General features: G+C 49.4%; 19 protein-coding genes and 3 tRNA genes. 16 read left to right on the top strand and 6 right to left on the bottom strand.

From position 1 onward, the window contains the following. Positions 1–263 precede the first annotated feature (263 nt). A tRNA-Gly gene (locus MTCT_RS03550) sits at positions 264–337 on the bottom strand. Between the two features lie 2 nt (positions 338–339). After that, positions 340–413: transfer RNA gene (locus MTCT_RS03545), tRNA-Gly, on the bottom strand. A gap of 128 nt (positions 414–541) precedes the next feature. On the opposite strand from MTCT_RS03545, the gene MTCT_RS03540 reads away from it, so the two are divergent. Together MTCT_RS03540 and MTCT_RS03535 are read left to right on the top strand one after the other, a co-directional pair. Continuing rightward, positions 542–1267: a heparan-alpha-glucosaminide N-acetyltransferase gene (locus tag MTCT_RS03540; RefSeq protein WP_048175497.1), complete on the top strand. Its 726-nt coding sequence runs from the start codon at positions 542–544 to the stop codon at positions 1265–1267. A gap of 222 nt (positions 1268–1489) precedes the next feature. Continuing rightward, positions 1490–2860, top strand: a complete 1371-nt coding sequence (locus MTCT_RS03535) for a DASS family sodium-coupled anion symporter (RefSeq protein WP_369798276.1) — start codon at positions 1490–1492, stop codon at positions 2858–2860. A 220-nt stretch (positions 2861–3080) separates the two neighbouring features. Here the strand turns inward: MTCT_RS03535 and cobQ are convergent, their stop codons facing one another. Then, complete coding sequence (gene cobQ / locus MTCT_RS03530; RefSeq protein ID WP_048175495.1) at positions 3081–4595, bottom strand: cobyric acid synthase CobQ; 1515 nt, start codon at positions 4593–4595, stop codon at positions 3081–3083. A 172-nt stretch (positions 4596–4767) separates the two neighbouring features. On the opposite strand from cobQ, the gene MTCT_RS03525 reads away from it, so the two are divergent. After that, positions 4768–6009 carry a PAS domain S-box protein gene (locus tag MTCT_RS03525; RefSeq protein ID WP_048175494.1) on the top strand — a complete coding sequence of 414 codons (1242 nt, stop codon included), beginning with the start codon at positions 4768–4770 and terminating at the stop codon, positions 6007–6009. Between the two features lie 150 nt (positions 6010–6159). Next, the gene (gene lonB / locus MTCT_RS03520) at positions 6160–8094 is read left to right on the top strand and encodes an ATP-dependent protease LonB (RefSeq protein ID WP_048175493.1); all 1935 of its coding nucleotides are present in this window, start codon (positions 6160–6162) and stop codon (positions 8092–8094) included. 264 nt (positions 8095–8358) lie between these two features. Here lonB and MTCT_RS03515 read toward each other — a convergent pair whose 3' ends face one another. Beyond that, positions 8359–9216, bottom strand: a complete 858-nt coding sequence (locus tag MTCT_RS03515; RefSeq protein ID WP_048175492.1) for a ribose-phosphate diphosphokinase — start codon at positions 9214–9216, stop codon at positions 8359–8361. Between the two features lie 93 nt (positions 9217–9309). Between MTCT_RS03515 and hypA the strand changes: the two genes are divergently transcribed. From hypA to MTCT_RS03500, 3 genes are read left to right on the top strand one after another with little or no spacing between them, the layout of a single operon-like run. Then, positions 9310–9678, top strand: a complete 369-nt coding sequence (hypA, locus tag MTCT_RS03510) for a hydrogenase maturation nickel metallochaperone HypA (RefSeq protein WP_048060898.1) — start codon at positions 9310–9312, stop codon at positions 9676–9678. Positions 9679–9690: 12 nt separating this feature from the next. Further along, the gene (gene hypB, locus MTCT_RS03505; RefSeq protein WP_010876419.1) at positions 9691–10344 is read left to right on the top strand and encodes a hydrogenase nickel incorporation protein HypB; all 654 of its coding nucleotides are present in this window, start codon (positions 9691–9693) and stop codon (positions 10342–10344) included. A 23-nt stretch (positions 10345–10367) separates the two neighbouring features. Continuing rightward, a complete protein-coding gene (locus tag MTCT_RS03500; RefSeq protein WP_048175491.1) occupies positions 10368–11396 on the top strand; it encodes a DUF354 domain-containing protein in 1029 nt (342 codons plus the stop codon). Between the two features lie 157 nt (positions 11397–11553). Here MTCT_RS03500 and MTCT_RS03495 read toward each other — a convergent pair. Then, positions 11554–11627: transfer RNA gene (locus MTCT_RS03495), tRNA-Ala, on the bottom strand. A gap of 84 nt (positions 11628–11711) precedes the next feature. On the opposite strand from MTCT_RS03495, the gene MTCT_RS03490 reads away from it, so the two are divergent. The 9 genes from MTCT_RS03490 (at position 11712) to MTCT_RS03450 (ending at position 18524) form a co-directional block, all read left to right on the top strand. Next, complete coding sequence (locus MTCT_RS03490) at positions 11712–12203, top strand: GNAT family N-acetyltransferase (protein ID WP_231855365.1); 492 nt, start codon at positions 11712–11714, stop codon at positions 12201–12203. 116 nt (positions 12204–12319) lie between these two features. Next, positions 12320–13396 carry a hypothetical protein gene (locus MTCT_RS03485; RefSeq protein WP_048175490.1) on the top strand — a complete coding sequence of 359 codons (1077 nt, stop codon included), beginning with the start codon at positions 12320–12322 and terminating at the stop codon, positions 13394–13396. Positions 13397–13443: 47 nt separating this feature from the next. Beyond that, the gene (locus MTCT_RS03480; RefSeq protein WP_048175489.1) at positions 13444–13917 is read left to right on the top strand and encodes a DUF1890 domain-containing protein; all 474 of its coding nucleotides are present in this window, start codon (positions 13444–13446) and stop codon (positions 13915–13917) included. Continuing rightward, positions 13914–14219, top strand: a complete 306-nt coding sequence (locus tag MTCT_RS03475) for a DUF1894 domain-containing protein (protein ID WP_048175488.1) — start codon at positions 13914–13916, stop codon at positions 14217–14219. The genes MTCT_RS03480 and MTCT_RS03475 overlap by 4 nt, the downstream gene beginning before the upstream one ends. 10 nt (positions 14220–14229) lie before the next feature. Further along, positions 14230–15156, top strand: coding sequence for a methionine synthase (locus MTCT_RS03470; protein ID WP_048176574.1), 927 nt, complete (start codon positions 14230–14232; stop codon positions 15154–15156). Between the two features lie 11 nt (positions 15157–15167). Beyond that, positions 15168–15836, top strand: coding sequence for a thymidylate synthase (locus tag MTCT_RS03465; RefSeq protein ID WP_048176572.1), 669 nt, complete (start codon positions 15168–15170; stop codon positions 15834–15836). Continuing rightward, positions 15830–16792, top strand: coding sequence for a methenyltetrahydromethanopterin cyclohydrolase (gene mch, locus MTCT_RS03460; protein ID WP_048175487.1), 963 nt, complete (start codon positions 15830–15832; stop codon positions 16790–16792). The genes MTCT_RS03465 and mch overlap by 7 nt, the downstream gene beginning before the upstream one ends. Positions 16793–16833: 41 nt before the next feature. Then, positions 16834–17961, top strand: coding sequence for a DUF362 domain-containing protein (locus MTCT_RS03455; RefSeq protein WP_048175486.1), 1128 nt, complete (start codon positions 16834–16836; stop codon positions 17959–17961). Between the two features lie 149 nt (positions 17962–18110). Continuing rightward, complete coding sequence (locus MTCT_RS03450; protein WP_048060896.1) at positions 18111–18524, top strand: secondary thiamine-phosphate synthase enzyme YjbQ; 414 nt, start codon at positions 18111–18113, stop codon at positions 18522–18524. Positions 18525–18539: 15 nt separating this feature from the next. Here MTCT_RS03450 and pheT read toward each other — a convergent pair whose 3' ends face one another. Then, complete coding sequence (pheT, locus tag MTCT_RS03445) at positions 18540–20195, bottom strand: phenylalanine--tRNA ligase subunit beta (protein WP_048175485.1); 1656 nt, start codon at positions 20193–20195, stop codon at positions 18540–18542. Positions 20196–20314 lie beyond the last annotated feature (119 nt).

Raw genomic sequence — 20314 nt, 5'->3', positions numbered from 1 at the left:
TTATCCCTTGCTCTACTATCATGGCTTCTGATATATATAGATGATATATGGCACCCGCGTTAGAGACTCTCAAAAAGCATGTAAGTCTGATAAATGGGACCTGTAATCTTTAACTGGATGCAATCCCTGAATCTGAAATCAGATGGGCATTGAATCAATAGAACAGAAGCAGTGTATGGAAATCTAGAACAGGACTTATATGAGCAGTTTGAATGGAAGCAGTGTATGGAAATCTAGAACAAGATTGACAGAAGCAGTTTATATGCGGTTGCCGGGATTTGAACCCGGGTCGCGGGCTTGGAAGGCCCGAGTCCTAACCAGACTAGACTACAACCGCTATGCGGCGTCCGGGATTTGAACCCGGGTCGCTGGCGTGGCAGGCCAGTGTCTTAACCAGGCTGGACTAACGCCGCAATTCGTAGGCATAAAAGAGATTTGAGGTCATCTTATATAAAGTTTTCTATTTTTCTTTTGATCCTGCCATGATCCGGGGCATCTGCTTTTATCCTCAGGGGTTTCATATATTAAACGGAGGTCCTGCATGGGTACAGTTCATGCAACTGAAAGGTTCGGGGAGGTCGATGCACTTAGGGGCGCCGCCGTCCTGATGATGATTGTATATCATACCCTCTTTGATCTTGACTTCCTGGGTGTGCTGGATCTTGACATGGGGTCGCCGGTGATCTGGTTCACAGGCAGGCTGACGGCGTTCCTTTTCATATTCCTGGTTGGGGTGTCCCTCAGCCTGAGCCATTCAAGAAGAAGGGTTACCTCCAGGCGGCATTACATCATAAGAGGTCTGAAGATATTCCTCTGGGGGATGGTCATCACCGCCGCAACATGGATCTACCCCCACAATGGTTTCATTGCCTTCGGGGTCCTCCACTTCATAGGCCTTGCAGTGATACTCACACACCCCCTTGCTGGAAGGAGAACCGCTGCACTTGCATTATCGGCTGTTACAATCATGGTGGGGGTCCTGATGTCAGGGCTGCGGGTTGAAACTCCCCTCCTGATGTGGCTTGGAATCAGGCCCTATAATCTTTACACCCTTGACTACTTCCCGCTTTTCCCGTGGCTGGGTGTTGTGCTCCTCGGAATCTTCACCGGGGACACCCTCTACCCGGGATACCGTAGAAGATTTGGATTAAGGGCATGGAGTCCCTCTCTACTTCAGCTGATTGGAAGAAACTCACTGAAGGTTTACCTGGTCCACCAGCCTGTGATAGTGGGGATAATCTGGGTAGCTATGTATCTAACCTCTTAAAGGGCTGAAAAGAAAGATTCATGACCTAAATAACCTCCCGTAAATGGCTTGGACGATACTTATCAAAGTTTTATTAACCGGTAAATCAAAGCTTATAGAAAAGTTTATTAATTTCTAAAAAAGAAAATTGACCTTTAGGTTTTGATCTCGTAGTTTGTTACTGATAAAAAGCAAACCAACTTTAAATCTCTTGATGTATCTTTATTAAATTGTGGAGGTAATATTACGGATGCCAGAAAAGGATTTATTCTGAGCCTTTTATTGGCCCTTGCAGTATACCTGGTACCACTACCGGGTCTAAGGGCTTCAGGACACGCAGCACTTGCTTTACTCGTTTTTGCAGTTACAATGTGGGCAACGGAGGCCGTGCCCCTGGCCGTGACATCACTCATAATACTCTTCGCACAGCCACTCATTGGTGTTGAGAGCTTTGAAAACGCGGTTATAGGTTTTGCAAATCCCATACTCTTCCTCATGATTGGGGGATTTATAATGGCAGAGGCCATAAGGAAGAGTGGTCTCGCCCAGAGGTTCACCTACTACCTCCTGGGGAGGCTTGGAACCTCACCGGAGAGGGGACTGTTTGTAAGCATATTCTCGACGGGTCTTCTTTCTGCATGGATTGAGAATGTTGTTGCCTTTGCAATGCTCCTGCCCATCATAAAGGAAATAGTGGATATAATGGGCTGCTCTGAACCTGAGAAGGGAAAGAGTAACTATGCAAAGGCCATGATACTCGGGGCATCATTCGGGTCCCTTGCCGGTGGATTCGGTACAGAGATAGGAACTGCCCCCAACCTCATGGCAGCGGCCTACACCAGCATACCCTTCCTTAACTGGATGATATTCGGTCTTCCACTTTCGATTGCAATGCTCCTGGTCACATGGTTCCTCCTCATGAGGATTTTTCCAAGCGAGGTCAGGGCCCTCGAAAATGGAGATGCCCTGATAGGTGAAAGGATCAGGATGATGGGCTCAATGAGCAGGGATGAGAAGCTCAGCGCAGGGATACTCCTCTTCGCCATCCTGCTGTGGGTTACAGCTGGCTTCACAGGTATCAACAGCTACTCTGTGTCACTTATAGCTGCTGTGATGTTCATATTCGCGGGTGTAATAACATGGAAGGACGCACAGAAGAACATTGACTGGGGTCTGGTGGTGTTCTTTGGAGGGGCACTCTCCCTTGGAAGCGCACTCCTCAAGACCGGGGCGGCAGCATGGATAATTGATAAACTTGTGGGTATGCTTGGTTCAGACCCATCGACTGTAATCGTCATGCTCGTGCTCATGGCTGTGGCGGTGATCATCACCCAGGTGATGTCCAATATAGCCCTCTCAGCCATCCTTGTCCCCCTCTCTGTGACCCTTGCATCTGCGCAGCACCAGCCCATCGGGGTATACGCTGTACCCGTTGCAATCGCATGTTCACTGTCATTCATGCTCCCAATGGCAGACCCAACAGTTGCAATGGCCTACGGTTCCGGCTACGTTAAGCTGAGGGACATACCGAGGGCCGGGATTCCCATCATAGCTGTGGGTATCATCCTGACGGTCCTTGTGATCACAACCCTGGCATTGCCCTTCATATCATGACCGTGGTCTGCAGATACATCCCCCCTATTTTTTTAACGGATGATGGTCCTCTCTAAATGCTGAACTTCAAAGGAATTACTGTTAGAGGTGGGGAGTCCAGAATTTAATCCTGACAGAAGGTCTGTTCTGGTTAATGCATGGAACAGTCTCTTTTAAAATGCTGGCGTCCTTTAATCCTCTGAAGAATTAAGATTGAAAATGAAGACCGGGTCCTTAAAATCTATCCTTCAAGGATCTCCTCGATGATGGAGAGGTCCATGTTTTTCTCAACGATCTCTGCCAGCCTGTCGATTGAGAACCTTCTTGATGCACTGAAGTTATCGTCCAAGTACTCCAGTGGTTCAATGCCCTTCCTCTCCCTGAGGAGATTTGTGAAGTACCTTCTGAATCTGAAGTTGTGGAATATTCCATGGAAGTAGGTTCCGGCCACGTTTCCATCGACCGCCCCATCGAATCCGCCGCTCCTGGTGTTCCCGAAGCCCCTGTCAACCTTCAGAAGGGGTTTCACATCACCGAGGACTGTGGTCCCCTCATGGAGTTCATAGCCCTCCACGGTCTCTCCCCTCATACCACTGAAGATTCCGTTACCAAGGACCCTTCCCTGACTCTGGGAGATTAGCTTACCCTCACCTGTAAAGTGGGTCTCACAGTCAAGAAGACCGAGACCATCAACACTGCCTTCACGGGACTCCTGCCGGGCATCATCAAGGATCCTCTTTCCCAGCATCTGAAAGCCACCGCATATGCCAAAGACAGGTATCTCACGGCTTAAGTCCCGGATCTCGTCAGCAAAGCCCTTCTCCTCAAGGTGGATGAGGTCGCTTATGGTGTTCCTGGTCCCGGGGATTATGATGGCGTCAAGGTCATCAAGGCTGTCACCTGTCTCTATGAGCCTCACAGCAACGTCCTCCTCGTACTCAAGGGGATCTATATCTGTGAAGTTTGATATCCTGGGCAGCCTCATAACTCCTACCCTTATATCCCCTCTTCCCCTGTACTTCCTCTGGGAGAGGGATGCTGAATCCTCCTCCGGGAGTTTCAGGCCTTCATCATAGGGCAGAACACCCAGCACCGGGACTCCTGTGATCTCCTCGATCCTCTCAATGCCTGGCATCAGTATGTCAATGTTACCACGAAACTTGTTTATGACAACACCCTTTATCCGGGACCTGTCACGTTCATCAAGGAGCATCAGGGTACCTGCAATTGATGCGAAGACACCTCCACGGTCTATGTCAGCCACCAGTACAACGTCGGCATCTGCAAGGTGGGCGATCTCCATGTTGGCAAGGTCCCTGTCCCTCATGTTTATCTCGGCTGGGGATCCTGCCCCCTCTATCACTATAAGCTCATACCTGCTCTTCAGGTAATCAAGGGACTCCCTTATAGCCTCAAGGGCAGTATCCCTGAATTCTGTCTGGTACTCCTGGAAGTTCATGTTTCCTGCAGGTCTCCCATGGACTATTACCTGGGATGTGAAGTCCTCCTTGGGTTTGAGGAGGACGGGGTTCATGTGGTGTGATGGCTCTATCCCTGCCGCCTCTGCCTGGAGGACCTGGGCCACCGCTATCTCCCTGTTCTCAGCTGTTGTGAAGGAGTTCAGTGACATGTTCTGGGATTTGAAGGGCGCAACCCTGTATCCCCTCCTTGAGAATATACGGCAGAGAGCTGCAACCATCACGCTCTTACCTGCACTCGATGACGTTCCCTGAACCATTATACACTTTGCACTCATGGCCTCACCCTGATCCAGTGGACAATGCCACCTCTTAACGGTTTTCTATTATAACATTTGAGGCTGATCCTGACTGAACTGGAGTCTGGTCCTAACAATATTGAACACTAAAATCTTAAATACATTGCTGGCGAAAATATTACTCAAGATGTTCATTGTGGGAGATGGTTAAATGGCCCCTGTTCCTCTTGCAGTTCCTGACCTGTCAGAAGATGATCTTAAGTCAATTTTTGAGACCGTTATCAGTAAAAGTCCCGACGGCATTATCACGGTTAACATGGATGGCGTTATAGTCTTCTCAAACCCTGCAGCAGACAGGATGTACGGATACCCATCCCTGAAGGGTAAAAATGTGGATGATCTGGTCCCGGAACCCATGAGGGAGGATCTCCACATTAAGATGGAGGAGTACCGTGTTGCGGGTAGACATGAGCTCAGCGGAAGGGTCCTTGAGACGGTTTCTCTCAGAGCCGATGGGACAGAATTCCCTGTTGAGATGACCATCAACCCTGCAGAAACCCCTGCCGGGAGGTACATAACCTCAATAATAAGGGATATCTCCAGTAGAAAGGAAATGGAGGAGGAACTGAAGAGCCGTGAGGAACAGTTCAGGGACCTCTTTGAGAACGCCACTGACATGATACAGGCCGTTGACCCTGAAGGGAGATTCGTCTATGTTAACAGGGCCTGGCAGGAGACCCTCGGCTACACTGACAGGGACCTGGAGGAACTCACACTCTTTGATGTGATACACCCTGACAAACTTGATGAGTGCCGTGAACTCTTCAGGAGGGTGATGTCAGGTGAGAAGATACCCACTGTCGAGACGGCCTTCATAACCAGTGACGGAGAGAAGATATTTGTCGAGGGCAACGTCAATGTCCGGATGAAGAACGGAGAGGTGGAGTACAGCAGGTCCATCTTCAGGGACGTTACAGAGCGGATGAAATTCCAGAGGGAACTTGAAAGACTGGCAGCCATAGTTGAATCATCAGGTGACGCCATCGTGAGTTACGACCTGGAGGGCAACATAATGGACTGGAACAGGGGAGCTGAGATGGTCTATGGCTACAGTGCAGAGGAGGTTAAGGGAAAGAACATCTCCATCCTCATGAGTGAGGAGGAATTCGAGAAGCTGCGGGGCCTGATATCAGAGGTTAAATCCGGAGGTTTAGTTTCAAACTTTGAGGCGAAGCGCAGGAGGAAGGATGGGGAGGAGATCTGGGTTTCAATCTCCCTGTCACCAATACGTGACTTTAACGGCGAGATCATTGGGGTTTCAACCATTGCAAGGGACATCACCGAGATGAAGAGGACCCGGGAGGCACTGGAGGCGAGTGAGGAGAAGTACCGCAAGATTGTTGAGAAATTCATACAGAACGCCCTGGCCCTGATATCTGAGATAAACCGCTGAACCCTGCAACATGGTGGAGATACCTTTATAAGGGGAACCCCCATATATTAAAATAAAAATTTGTAAGTAAAATATTTTAAGTAGGAGAAACAATTGATAACTGTGATTTTAATTTTAACCACTTCACTTAATGGAGGCATTTGAATAGAAATGAAAACCACCATTAAAAACTCCAGAACTCAGGAATCTGTTTCATATGAGGGTAACGAGACTAAAAAGGGAACCGGGGAGACCCTTTCATATGAAACATCAAAGGATATAGAAGTCCCCGAAAGACTCATAGATCAGATCATAGGGCAGGAAGAGGCCGTTGAGACAATAAAAAAGGCGGCTGAACAGAGACGTAACGTTTTACTGATAGGTGAACCCGGTGTGGGCAAATCCATGCTGGCAAAGGCGATGGCAGAGCTGCTGCCCCGCGAACAGTTACAGGACATACTGGTCTACCCAAACATAGAGGATCCCAACAACCCCCTCATAGGGGCTGTACCCGCAGGAGAGGGCCGTAAGATCGTGATGAACCACAAGAACAAGGCAAGGTCACAGGATGAGAAGAAGAACCTTTTCATGATGCTCATAATATCCTTCATCCTTGTCCTTGGGTTCATGATGAACCAGTTCCTGGCAGCGATAATAGCTGCAGGTATAATATTCCTGGCACTGCAGCAGTTCAGGCCACGGACAACGGTCATGGTCCCAAAACTCCTGGTGAACAATGAGGGAAGGCAGGTCGCACCATTCGTCGATGCAACCGGAGCCCATGCAGGGGCCCTCCTCGGGGATGTAAGACATGACCCCTACCAGTCAGGTGGTCTTGGCACACCTGCACATGAGAGGGTGGAAGCCGGGATGATCCACAAGGCCAACAAGGGTGTGCTCTACATAGATGAGATAGGGACAATGAAGATGAAGACCCAGCAGGAACTCCTCACGGCCATGCAGGAGAAGAGGTACTCGATCACAGGCCAGAGCGAAACAAGCAGCGGAGCCATGGTACGCTCACAGGCGGTTCCCTGTGACTTCGTACTGGTGGCCTCAGGTAACCTGCAGGTGCTTGAGGGCATGCACCCTGCCCTCCGTTCAAGGATAAGGGGATACGGATACGAGGTCTTCATGAAGGACACGATGCCCGACACACCAGAAAACAGGGACAAACTCGTTCAGTTCGTTGCACAGGAAGTTGAAAAGGATGGGAGGATCCCCCACTTCAGCAGGGAGGCAGTTGAGGAGATAATAAGGGAGGCCCAGAGGAGGGCCGGTAAGAAGGACTCACTGACCCTAAAACTCCGTGAACTGGGGGGCCTTGTAAGGGCAGCCGGTGACATAGCCAAGAGCCGCGGAGCAGAACTTGTGGAAACAGAGGACGTTATAGAGGCAAAGAAACTTTCACGAACCCTTGAGCAGCAGATTGCAGATAGATACATTGTCCAGAAGAAGAAGTACAGTGTCTTCAAATCAGAGGGTGGAGAGGTCGGCCGCGTCAACGGCCTTGCAATAATCGGTGATAGAAGTGGAATCATACTCCCCATAGCTGCAGAGGCCGCCCCTGCCCAGAGCAAGGAGGAAGGCAGGATCATAGCAACAGGTAAACTGGGTGAAATCGCAAGGGAGGCTGTGCAGAACGTAAGCGCCCTCATAAAGAAATACACAGGTACAGACATATCCAACTACGACATCCACATACAGTTCCTCCAGGCCTATGATGGTGTGGAAGGGGACAGTGCAAGTGTCTCCGTTGCAACAGCAGTCATATCGGCCCTTGAGGAGATACCTGTGGATCAGTCAGTTGCCCTCACAGGCTCACTGAGCATACGCGGAGATGTTCTCCCTGTTGGAGGAGTCACAGGGAAGATAGAGGCAGCTGCAGAGGCAGGAATAAGGAAGGTCCTGATACCTGCATCCAACATGGGTGACGTGATGATTGAGAAGAAGTACGAGGACATGGTTGAGATAGTACCCGTTGAGACCCTCGGGGATGTCCTTGAACACGCACTCATCGGTAAGGGAAAGGAGAGCCTGATTCAGAGGATGCAGAAGATAAGTGATATTATGCCTTCAATCATGAAGAAACCAGCCATGCACTGATCCTCTGCATTTAATTTTTCTTTTTGAAGTCCCAGGTCTGTTTTCGAATTTATCTGTGCTCTGGCGAAATAGTTCTAATGGGTTATTTAGGATATATGTCTTTTTTATACAGGTGAGGATGACATCATCCTCCTTGAGATTAGGGGTTATTTAGGATATATCTCTTTCTTATACTGAGCTCCCTTTTCATGTGCGCAGGTCCAGATGATTCTTAAAAAAGTTAGTAAGGGCCGGGAACTGAAAAAATATCTGAAATGGGTTAAATTAATCTTTTATGACCTCTGCAATAAGCGGTGCAACTGAGATCTCGCTAACATCAGATTTGAGGGTGTCCGTTGCAATGACCCTCTCAACACCGGCTGAGAATATCTTCAGGAGGGCGTCCTCCACAAGGACCGGGTGGACACAGCAAACAGTTATGCTTGAGGCTCCACATTTCCCTAAAATCCCGGCGGCGTTTACTATGGTCCCACCGGTGCTTATGATGTCATCAACAACCACAGCATCCTTTCCTTCAACATCAAGGTCACTCACACGGGTCTCAACCACCTCAGGGGATATGCGGACCTTCTCCATGTAGTCACATTCACATCCAAGTATATCACTGACCTCCCGGGCATGACCCAGGGCACCCTTATCCGGGGCGATGATTACCGGGTCATCAAGGAATGAGATGTGTTCGGCGATGAGGGGCATTGCAGAGAGTTCCCTTACAGGTACACGGAAGAACTCACTCAGGCAGTTCTCATGGAGGTTCACGGTTACAATTTCATCTGCACCGGCGGCCTCAAGGAGGTGGGCGACTATTTTCGCCGATACGGCTTCACCACTCTTGAAACGCCTCTCCTGCCTCCCGTATCCAAAGTAGGGTATGGCTGCACGCACATAATCCGCCCCCAGATCTTTAAGGTTCTCTATCATGAAAAGGAGTTCCATGAGGTTTTCATCCTGAGGGTAACCCGTTGACTGCACAACGGTCACCTCTCCCTCCACTTCCTCCTTAACCCTGATGTAACGTTCCCCATCAGGGAATTTACGGGTTTCAACGGGGCATAAAGGTTCATCTAGTAAATCTGCAACTGAGGCAGCAAGTTTCTGTGATGCTGAACAACCTATTATCATGAAAAATCACCCTTCCGGTAATTAACAATTTTTATATAGATAACTCTATTAATTCTAATTATAAAATTTTGTCAGACTAAAGAGGTGAAATGGGTGCATGAACTATCCATGGCCGATGCAATTGTGAGGACGGTTATCGATGCTGCAGAGAAGAATGACGCCGTCGAGGTCCTTGAGGTCACGGTTGAGATCGGCCAGCTTACCCTGCTGAACCCGGAACAGATAGAATTTATGCTGGACGTCCTCAGCGAGGGCACAATACTTGAGGGCGCCAGGTTCAACCTTGAGGTTGTCCCCGTGGAAATAGAGTGTGAATGTGGATATGAGGGCGTGGTCGAGGCCGATGAACTTGACCACTTCGCTCCGGTCATAAAATGCCCCGCCTGCGGGGGCCATGAGTTCCATGTCAGGGCTGGCAGGGAATGCAACGTTAAAAATATAAAGATTGAGAAGAAGGACTAGAGGAGGAATTTCATGCATAAAGTAGCAGAGGTTGAAATTCAGAATGACATCCTGCTTGCAAACAGGAAACTCGCCAGAAAGAACCAGAGACGCCTTGACAGGGCAAATGTCTTTGCAGTTGACTTTCTGGGTGCAATAGGTTCAGGAAAAACAACACTCATAGAGAAACTCATTGAGAACATGGACAGGAAGGTTGCGGTTATCGCAGGGGACGTTATAAGCAAATTCGACGCTGGAAGGTTTGAGAAGTACGACGTACCTGTTGTCGGGCTCAACACAGGTAAGGAGTGCCACCTTGATGCCCACCTCGTTGAGCACGGACTTGAGGACCTCCCCCTTGATGATGTGGACCTGCTGTTCATTGAGAACGTCGGCAACCTCATCTGTCCGGTGGACTTTGATCTTGGATCCCACATGAGGGTTGTTGTTGTAAGCTCCACAGAGGGCGACGACACAGTCGAGAAGCACCCCCTCATATTCAGGGAGGCGGACCTTGTTGTTATTAACAAGGCTGACCTTGCAGAGGCCGTTGGCGCGGACCTTGACAAGATGGTTGATGATGTTAAGAAGATCAACCCGGAAGTCAGGGTAATAAAGACAAGCCTCAAGACAGGTGATGGTGTTCAGGAGATCATAGAAGCCATTGAAGGGGCAATGGCAGATTAAAATATTTTTTTTGGTGGTTTTCCTTGAAGATATGGATTGATATTACCAACGCCCCTCATGTCAGGTTTTTCAGGGATGTGATAACATACTTCCAGGAGGAGGGCGAGGATGTCATAATCACCGCCAGGAAGTTCGGTGATATACACAGGCTCATGAAGCTCTTCGGCTTTGAGTTCACATCAATAGGTAAACATGGCGTAACCCTCTCTGAGAAACTCATTGAGAGCACAAAGAGGGCATATAACCTCTCAAGATTTATAGCAGAACAGAGACCAGATGTTGGTCTTTCAAAACACTCCATAGAACTCCCAAGGGTAACCTTTGGTCTTGGAATCCCAAGTGTCTATGTACTTGACAATGAGCATGCACTGGCAGCAAACAAGCTAACACTCCCTCTCTGTGACAACATAATAATGCCTGAGGTCATTGACCTCTGGGACATAATGAAGACAGGTGCTGACCCAAACCGGATAAGGAGATACAGGGGGACCTCTGAGATAATCCACTTCCAGAACTTTGAATACAATGAGAACATCTTCGAGGACCTGAACCTGAAACTTGAAAGGGAGAAGACAATACTCATGAGGCCGGAGCCGTCACTGGCATCCTACCTTGATGCTGACTGTCATGAATCGGTCCTCACGCCGATAGTGGAGATCCTGAAGGATTACGCCAATATACTCATAATACCCAGGTTCAGGGAACAGGCAGAGATCTTCGAGGGATATGATAATGTTACCATAATAAAGCCACCAGTTGACACCTTCAGTCTCATGAAGAGATGTGACCTTGTTATAGGCGCCGGCGGGACCATGAACAGGGAGGCGGCTCTCCTTGGCACACCAGTCATATCCTGTTATCCTGGAAAGCCCCTTTCAGTGGACAGGTTCTATATAGACAATGGCCTCATGTACCGATCCACCGATGTGGATGAAATCGTAAACACGGCCCTGAGACTCCTTGTATCAAAGAGGGAGCAAAAGAAACTCAGAACAGATGACCTCTTCCGGATAATAGTGGACATGGTCTACGAGGCCGCTGAATCCAGTTAGGGCCCCAGTGACTCCCTTTAAACTTAAAAAAATCATTGGGCACTTCCCTGTGTCCTGGAATGATTTTTTTTATTTTAATAAGGAAACCTGAATAAACTTCATTTAATCAGTAAAAATAAATGAAGGACAATAAAAACAGTTTAAAAACAGTTTTGAGTGGACTGGCCGGGATTTGAACCCGGGGCCTCCGCCATGCCAAGGCGACGCTCTACCAACCTGAGCTACCAGCCCCAACAAAGTATACATTAAGCCTTTTAATATTTAAAGTTAACCTTATTAAATCTTTGAGGGATAATTAATATGGTGATTGGTGTGATGGTGAGGAACGTAAGGGAGGAGGACTTCCTGGCCATAGCTGAACTGGCACATGAATGTCCACCCATGGTTACAGAGAGAAATTCCATCTACCACATATTCACGAGGTTCTTCAGCACAACCTCATTTATTGCTGAGGATGGGAATGAAATGGTGGGGTTCCTGCTGGGGTTCATATCACAGGATAACCCCTCTGAGGCATACATCCACCTCCTCTGTGTTTCACCGTCCCTCAGGGGAAGCGGAATCGCCGGAAGGCTCATTGAAAGGTTCGCAGGGACCGTGAAGGGTATGGGTGCGAGGGAGATCTACCTCATCACAAAGCCATCAAACAGCCGTGCAATAAGGTTTTACCTTAAAAACGGTTTCAAGCCAGTTAAAGAGGGCAAAACAGTTGAATCCGGTCCTGTAGTGGCTGTGGCAGACTACAATGGTCCCGGTGAGGATATGGTTGTCTTCCGAAAATCCATACCTAGCGGAAAAACTTTTTAAGATAACCCTCAATATATGATCTAGTTGCAATCCCCATATCTCTGGTTTCAGGGTCAGGATTTTTGCCCTGAAACATGTTTGCAGTCCCCTATCATCAACATCTCTGGAGGATTAAATTGGCCCTTATAGCACAGAATCACCTTCAGCTCATAATTGAGGTTGGCATAATACTCTACGCAGCAATGGTTTTCATACTCAACCTTGCACCAATGTCCCTCAGCATGGTTCTATTCATCTGCATAGTCCTTGGAATAGGATTCAACATAATCTTCGGACTTGACGTTGTTGCACTCTTCATGTCGTTCGGTCAGAGTGAGTTCACCCACCCCTTTGGCCCAATAGCCCTGCTTGTGACAGTATCATCCCTTGCAGCCCTTGCAATCATGGAGGAATCAGGGGTTGATGTGAGGGGCCTTAGAGGTTTTGTTTACCTGCTCATGGCAGGCATAACCCTCTTTGGGGGTCTTATGCACAGATCGTTCCTCCTTCTATGGCTTCTGGGCCTTTTTATGGGACTTTTCATAATATCAAAGTCCATGAGACAGAGGTCCATCATCACGGTTAAGCGTGTCGCCGGCTTTGCATTAATAGCAGTGGCTGGATTCGGGGGCCTTGAGTTAATCTCAAGGGTACTTGGAATGCCGGTTCTAAGCCCTCTTCTACGTATAGAGAGACTCGAAACATTTTCACTCCCGAGCATGAAACTTGTCATCAAGAACACCACCCTCCTGGGCCATAATCCAATGTCTTCCTACTGGGGTGAACTCTCAAGTGGATTTGCCGATGGATACATTTCACTTCCACTTCAGCTCATACTCTTCTTTGGTCTGCCCTTCCCGGTTTTCTATGGCATACTCGTCAACAAGAAGGACGTGATAGATTACATGGTGCCCGGAGTATTTGGGTGGGCCTATGACTTTGGCTACATTACCATGTTCTTCCTTCTAATCTGGTGTGTGGGTATCATTATAATGGGATTGAGGATGCTCAGCATATACCGTGAAAGGCGTGAAAATGGCTCAAGAAGCTACCTCGGAAGGGAGGTTCTACTGACAGGGGCCCTTGCAGCCTTCATGTCGCAGGCCATAATAGGACTCTTCGTGATAAACAGGACAATAAACGGGACAGCCCTCCTGACCTTCATCTTCCTCAGCTCACTCATATTTGCAAACTCTGTCGGCGTGAAGGAGTAGGCGGCTCCAGCTGGTGAATGATCACGAACCCATAAGGGGAGATAATCATGAAAACGGAATCAACAGGGAAGGCTTTAATGGTACTGGGATGCCCGGAATCACCGGTTCAGATCCCCCTGGCAATATATACATCACATAAACTCAAAAAGAAGGGTTTCAGGGTTACGGTAACAGCCAATCCAGCCGCACTCAGGCTTGTCCAGGTTGCTGACCCTGAGGGTATCTACACGGATGAAATGGTGGACCTTGAATCATGCATCAACGAATTAGCTGAGGGTGACTACGAATTCCTCGCAGGCTTTGTACCCAACGATGCTGCAGCAGCATACCTTGTGACCTTTGCAGGGATACTGAATACAGAGACCCTGGCAATAGTCTTTGATAGGGACGCGGATGTCCTTGAGGAACTCGTTAATGAAATAATGGAGACCCTTGACGCGGAGATCATTGCTGCAAGGGCACACCACAACCCGGCACCCCTGCGAGTGAGGATAGACAGGTTCATGGAGGAGAAACCATGACGTTCTGCCTGGAGACCTATCTGCAGCAGTCAGGGGACTATGAGATCCACATGAAGAGGGCCGGTTTCAGGGAATGTGCAGCAATGATAGAAAAGAAGGCACGGAGGGTCGTCCACATAAAGCCCGGTGAGAAGATCCTCGGCGCAAGGATAATCGGCATACCACCCGTACCCATCGGTATAGATGAGGAAAGATCAACCGTCATGATACCATACACCAAGCCATGCTACGGTACAGCCGTGGTTGAGCTCCCGGTTGATCCAGAGGAGATAGAGAGGATCCTTGAGGTGGCAGAACCCTGAGGGTGATGGTGTGATCACAACAGTTGTTGGAAGCTACCCCACAGAACCCAGGGGTCCTGAGACACTGGGTGAACGTGTGCTGAATTTTTTTGGCTCCTACGATAGATACAGACCGGCCATAGAGGCTGCTGTGAGGGACCAGTTCAGGGCGGGAGTTGATATAATCTCGGATGGACAGGTCCGTGGCGACATGGTGGGACACTTCGCAGCGGCAATTGGAGGCATGAAGATCGAGGACGGCACATCAATCATATACTCAAGGATAACGCCGCCTGCAGGTTCCATAGGAGCAGCTGACCTCAGATATGCATACCGGATTTTAAGGGGCCTCACATATGATGAATCAAGGGGTGTTAAGGGTATAATAACCGGACCATCCACCATGATCTACGCATCCAGGATAGAGGGGTTCTACGACCCCCAGAAGAGGGATCGGGCTGTCATGGACATGGCAGGAGTTCTTAAAATAGAGGCAAAGCACCTCCAGGATGCAGGGGCTGCAATGATACAGATAGATGAGCCCTTCCTCTCAACGGGAATTGTTGATATGAAAACAGCGGGGAGGGCCATAGATCACATTGCAGCCGGCCTGGACATTGAGGTCTCACTGCATGTGTGTGGAGACATAAGGAACGTGCTCTCTGATCTGCTCAGATTTAAGGTTGATGTCCTGGACCTTGAATTCGCGGGAAGACCATCCAACCTGGAGGTCCTTGAGGAGAAATGGAGGGGTGATAAAGGGTTAGGATTCGGATGTGTGGATACCACAACCGAGAGGGTTGAATCCATGGAGGAGATAAGAAACCTTATTAAAAGGGGTGCTGATATAGTTGGAGAGGAGAACCTCTACATCGACCCTGACTGCGGAATGAGGAAACTCCCGAGGAAGGCGGCCTTCAGCAAACTCCGCAACATGGTGATGGCAGCAGGTAATTGAGGGTGTTCATGATGGCCTACAGTATAGAAGTCAATGAAATTGCAGATGGCTGGAAGAAACTCGTTGAGAAGATAATGCGTGATGGGCGGGAGATAAGGGATGAAAGGGGATCCCTTACAAGGGAGGTCATGAACACCGTTGTGACCATAAAGAAGCCCCTCGGTAAATCAGATGACTTTTACCATATCAGGAGGGGTTCGCTGCTCAACATAAAGGTCCCTGAGGGCTACTTCTGGAGCGGTGAAAAACTTGAGAAGTACTCTGAACAGTTCCTCTCAGGGGACAGGAAGGGATTTGTCTACACCTACGGCAACCGCCTGAGGGCACACTTCGGAGTGGACCAGCTGGATGAGGCCATAAGGAGACTTAAAAACTGCACAGAATCAAGAAGGGCCACCATGGTAACCTGGGATCCTCCTGAGGACACTGCGAGTGATGAGGTTCCCTGCATGATCCTCGTTGACTTCAAGATAAGGGATGGGAGGCTCTTCACAACGGCCCTCTGGCGCAGCCATGACATCTACGGGGCATGGTTCCCAAATGCTGTGGGCCTTGCCTATCTTGCTGATCACGTCGCAGCAGAGGTGGGTGTTGAAGTGGGTCACATAACCATCCACTCAATTAGCGCTCATATATATGAGGTTAACTTCAAAGAAGCAGAAGAGGTGATCAAATGGTAAGTGTAAACCTTGAGGCAAAGAAGATAGTTGACAGAATGATTGAAAAGGCAGACGACCTTAAAATAAGGGTTGATAAACTTGAAAATGGTTCAACAGTCATCGACTGCGGAGTTAACGTTGACGGCAGCATCAAGGCAGGTGAACTCTACACAGGGGTCTGCCTGGGAGGACTTGCAGATGTTGGGATCTCCATACCCGGCGACCTTTCAGAGAGGTTCGCACTTCCATCCGTTAAGATAAAGACAGACTTCCCTGCCATATCAACACTGGGAGCCCAGAAGGCTGGATGGTCAGTCAGTGTGGGCGACTTCTTTGCACTGGGTTCCGGACCTGCAAGGGCCCTCTCCCTGAAACCTGCAGAGACCTATGATGAGATAGGATACCAGGATGATGCAGATGTTGCAATACTCACCCTTGAGGCAGATAAACTCCCTGGTGAGGATGTCACAGACATGATTGCAGAGGAGTGTGACGTGGCAGCAGAGAACGTATACGTCCTGGTGGCCCCAACATCATCCCTGGTTGGTTCAATACAGATCTCAGGTCGTGTGGTTGAAAACGGTACCTACAAGATGCTTGAGGCACTCCACTTCGATGTTAACAAGGTCAAATATGCTGCCGGTATAGCACCAATAGCCCCGGTTGACCCTGACAGTCTTAAGGCCATGGGTAAAACCAATGATGCAGTCCTCTTCGGCGGAAGGACCTACTATTACATAGAATCCGAGGAAGGAGACGACATAAAATCCCTGGCAGAGAACCTCCCATCATCTGCATCTGAGGGTTATGGTAAACCCTTCTATGATGTCTTCAGGGAGGCCGAGTATGACTTCTACAAGATAGATAAGGGAATGTTTGCACCTGCAGAGGTCGTTATAAATGACCTCAGGACAGGAGATGTCTTCAGGGCAGGATTTGTCAATGAAGAGCTCCTCATGAAATCCTTCGGACTTTAAATATCCCTGACCACTTCTATTTTTTCTGGAGCATCTGAAAGATGAAGGGGATAGCGGTATCAGAGTGCCATTCCTATGACCCTGAGGAGGTAAGGGAGTCGGTCACTGAGTGTATTGAACTTCTGGGAGGAGCCAGGAGGTTCGCATCCAGTGGGGACAGGGTTCTCCTTAAACCGAACATGCTCATGGCAGCGTCACCGGAGAGGCACGTCACAACCCACCCATCAGTCATCGAGGCTGTGGCAGAGGTGTTTCTGGACCTTGGGGCTGAGGTATCCATAGGTGACAGTCCCGGTGGTTCATTCAGGAATATAGAAAGATTCTGGAGGGCCACAGGCATACTTGATGTGTGCAGGAGACTGGATATTGAACCAGTGAATTTTGAGGCCTCTGGATCATACATTATGGGTTCAGGGTATCCCATTTCAAGGCCGGTGGTGGACAGTGACCTTGTCGTTAACCTCCCCAAGCTGAAGACCCACAGCATGACCATATTCACATGTGCCGTTAAGAACATGTACGGTGCAGTGCCTGGATTCGGGAAGGCGGATTATCACAGGGAGCACCCCAGACCATCCGAGTTCGCAAGGAGGCTCCTTGAAATTTACCTCCTTACAGAACCAGCCCTCACCCTGGTTGATGGGGTTGTCGGGATGGAGGGAAACGGTCCATCGGGGGGAGACCCCAGGGACCTTGGAATCATCCTGGCATCAGAGGATGCCCTTGCCCTTGACGTATACATCCCCTGGCTGCTGGGCATGGACCCCTTCAGGGTCCCTGTTAATGAGGCCGCCAGGAGAGAGGGACTCGCCCCGGATCCTGCCGAACTTGAAATTGCAGGGTATGAACCTGAAAGGGTGGATGACTTCAGGTGGCCATCAAACATCTATTACACCCTTGACCTCCTGCCATCGGGCCTTGCACGCGCCATCATGAAGCTCTGGTGGTCGAGACCTGCCATAGACCCTGAGAGGTGCAGGAACTGCAATGTCTGTGTTGAGAGCTGCCCGGTTGGGGCTCTGAAGGCGGGTGCAGTCATACCGGAGTTCGATTATTCCCGCTGCATCAACTGTCTCTGCTGCATGGAGGTATGTCCACACGCAGCATTCTATCAGGACAGGAGTCTCCTTTACAGGTTCACAGGCCTATTTTCAGGGGTGCTGAAGTAGCCAGCAATGCGGCTAGTATTCGCTTCAGACTGATCCATCAATTATCCAGCTCCAGTCCCATCAGAATCCCGCACTATCCCCTTCACTCCACACTTTCCCGGGTGAAGCTTTTATTAAAATGAGGGACATAAATGAAATGTGGTGTTTTTATGGAAGTCTATACACAGGAACTCCCCCTGAGGACATCCCGAAGGGTTGAGCTCATTGACATAACCTCCATGGTCTCGGGTGTTCTTGAGTCCTCAGGGATAAGGAACGGCATACTGAATGTCTTCTCAAGGCATTCAACATCAGCGATATTCATAAATGAAAATGAAAGCAGACTCCTCAGCGACATTGAATCCATGCTTGAGGGCACCGTACCGGTGGATGCATCCTATGGACACAACGCCATTGACAACAATGCCGACTCCCATCTGAGGGCCGTGCTCCTCGGGGGAAGTCAGACGGTTCCGGTTATCAACGGATCAATGGACCTTGGGACCTGGCAGAGCATCTTCTTCGCAGAACTCGACGGACCCAGAAACAGAAGGATAAGGGTATCAGTGGCTGGAAAGCCCTGAAAGTTCATATTCCATTTATTTCTCCTTAAATTCGATTTCAAGTGCAATAACAGGATATTCCAGGTTGAAGTTTGTTACAACCTCAGGATGGACCTCACCGAAGAATCCACCTATGGCTGAGGATTTGCCCTCAGATTCTATGGCTGCACATCTTCCCTCTATGAAGGATGGGTGTTCAAGGGGCTCTATCCTGAACTCGTAACCGAGGTTCTCAACCACAGCCGCTGCAAGGGACTTTATCTCGGTGAAACCTGCACTGGAGTGCGTGACTGCGCATGCAAGCTTCTTAACCACCCTGCTACGGGTCTCAGATTCAGGGTCAATGTACACCACATCCCCGACCTCGAATATCTTCTGTGGAAGATCCTCGTGCTTGTTGTCCTCGAAGAACTCAAGGAGGCCGTTGAGCAGACTCTTGCGGATCATGGTCCTGTCTTGGGAAATGGGCTGGGCAACCTCAACCCTTTCATCCTCCTCAAGCCTCATCCTCCTGTAGTGGTTCTCCTCACTGGTTAACATGAGGCTCATAACCTCCTGGAATCCGAGGCCCACCATGACCTCCCTTATAGACGCGTCTGCCCTGCTCCAGGTGTCCTCCTCTGCAATGGTCGCTATATCAGGAAGTTCGGGTTCAATCCTCCCTATGCAGTGCTGCACAGCTATGTTCTCAACAAGGTCAACCTCGTGGAGTATATCCACCCGGTAGGCGGGTATAACCGCAACCACCTCATCATCTGAGGTCCTCCGGGCGTCCATCCGGGCCTTCATGAGGAGATCCATGACCTCATCTGCACTGAGTTCAAGTCCGGTTATCCGTGAGGCTTCTGAGACAGATACCCTCATCTCACGTGGTGTGAGGTCTGGTAGATGCAGCTCTCCATCAGGACGCTTAACCCTCACCGAGCCTATCCTTCCACCCGCCTCTGCAAAGGATGTGCATATGATATTCAGGGTCTGTCTGACAGCCCTATCATCGGTTCCTGTGACATCCACAAGTATTCTGCGGGTGTTCACGGTTAACTTGGTGAGCTCCCCATTTATTATGGGGGGCATGGAGAGAACGTCCCCATTCTTATCTGTTATCAGGGGGTAGCGGTCATGGTCCCGGAGGAGGTGGGCGTAACTGACACCCTTGGGGTGCTCCTCGAGTATTTCATGGGGTGTCATTTCACATACACTGTCAAGGGGTGTGAATGTGACTCCCTCCGGTTCAACGCCACTGTAGAGGAAGGGTGGCTCGACACGGTCAAGGTCATGGATACCTATGGCCACCTTCCTGCGGTCCCTGCCTATGACCCAGTGCAGGTCCTCCTGGAACTCCATGACCTGTTTAAGTTTTTTATCGGTGAACTGAACGTCCTCTATGACGGCCATTCCAAGGTATGGCCTCACATCAAGTACAGACTCATCTACTGTGACCTCCACCCCGGAGTCATGGACATCATAGGATGGCATACCCTTTTCAATTCCAAGGAATCCGCGGAGGCTCCTTGCAACACCCTCAACCGAGAGCAGGTCAGGACGGTTGGGAAAAAACTCCACCTTAATGCTTTCGTCATCAAAGTCCTCTATATCACTTCCCATCATCGGCAGAACGTCAAGGAGCTTCTCCCTATCAATATCAATGCCCAGTTCCTTCAGGTCATCGTAATCGAACGTTATAACAGGCATGGTGATCCTCCAGTAAATGTGATGTTTGAATGTTATCATGGTATCAAATAAATAATTAACCGCCACCAGCGAGTCCGTGGGTGTGGGCTGCATCAACGAGTCCACAGGCAAATAAATTA

This window comes from Methanothermobacter sp. CaT2, assembly GCF_000828575.1.
Lineage (GTDB): Archaea > Methanobacteriota > Methanobacteria > Methanobacteriales > Methanothermobacteraceae > Methanothermobacter.
The sequence above is the reverse complement of the archived record's forward strand: the minus strand, read 5'-3'. Positions and strand labels throughout refer to the sequence as shown.

Coding starts and splice junctions, on each gene's coding strand:
- MTCT_RS03465 (WP_048176572.1), top strand. CDS start 15,168: ATGGCCTACAGTATAGAAGTCAATGAAATTGCAGATGGCTGGAAGAAA.
- MTCT_RS03480 (WP_048175489.1), top strand. CDS start 13,444: ATGAAAACGGAATCAACAGGGAAGGCTTTAATGGTACTGGGATGCCCG.
- MTCT_RS03525 (WP_048175494.1), top strand. CDS start 4,768: ATGGCCCCTGTTCCTCTTGCAGTTCCTGACCTGTCAGAAGATGATCTT.
- MTCT_RS03490 (WP_231855365.1), top strand. CDS start 11,712: ATGGTGAGGAACGTAAGGGAGGAGGACTTCCTGGCCATAGCTGAACTG.
- MTCT_RS03450 (WP_048060896.1), top strand. CDS start 18,111: ATGGAAGTCTATACACAGGAACTCCCCCTGAGGACATCCCGAAGGGTT.
- MTCT_RS03540 (WP_048175497.1), top strand. CDS start 542: ATGGGTACAGTTCATGCAACTGAAAGGTTCGGGGAGGTCGATGCACTT.
- cobQ (WP_048175495.1), bottom strand. CDS start 4,595: ATGAGTGCAAAGTGTATAATGGTTCAGGGAACGTCATCGAGTGCAGGT.
- MTCT_RS03455 (WP_048175486.1), top strand. CDS start 16,834: ATGAAGGGGATAGCGGTATCAGAGTGCCATTCCTATGACCCTGAGGAG.
- mch (WP_048175487.1), top strand. CDS start 15,830: ATGGTAAGTGTAAACCTTGAGGCAAAGAAGATAGTTGACAGAATGATT.
- pheT (WP_048175485.1), bottom strand. CDS start 20,195: ATGCCTGTTATAACGTTCGATTACGATGACCTGAAGGAACTGGGCATT.
- lonB (WP_048175493.1), top strand. CDS start 6,160: ATGAAAACCACCATTAAAAACTCCAGAACTCAGGAATCTGTTTCATAT.
- hypB (WP_010876419.1), top strand. CDS start 9,691: ATGCATAAAGTAGCAGAGGTTGAAATTCAGAATGACATCCTGCTTGCA.
- MTCT_RS03515 (WP_048175492.1), bottom strand. CDS start 9,216: ATGATAATAGGTTGTTCAGCATCACAGAAACTTGCTGCCTCAGTTGCA.
- MTCT_RS03475 (WP_048175488.1), top strand. CDS start 13,914: ATGACGTTCTGCCTGGAGACCTATCTGCAGCAGTCAGGGGACTATGAG.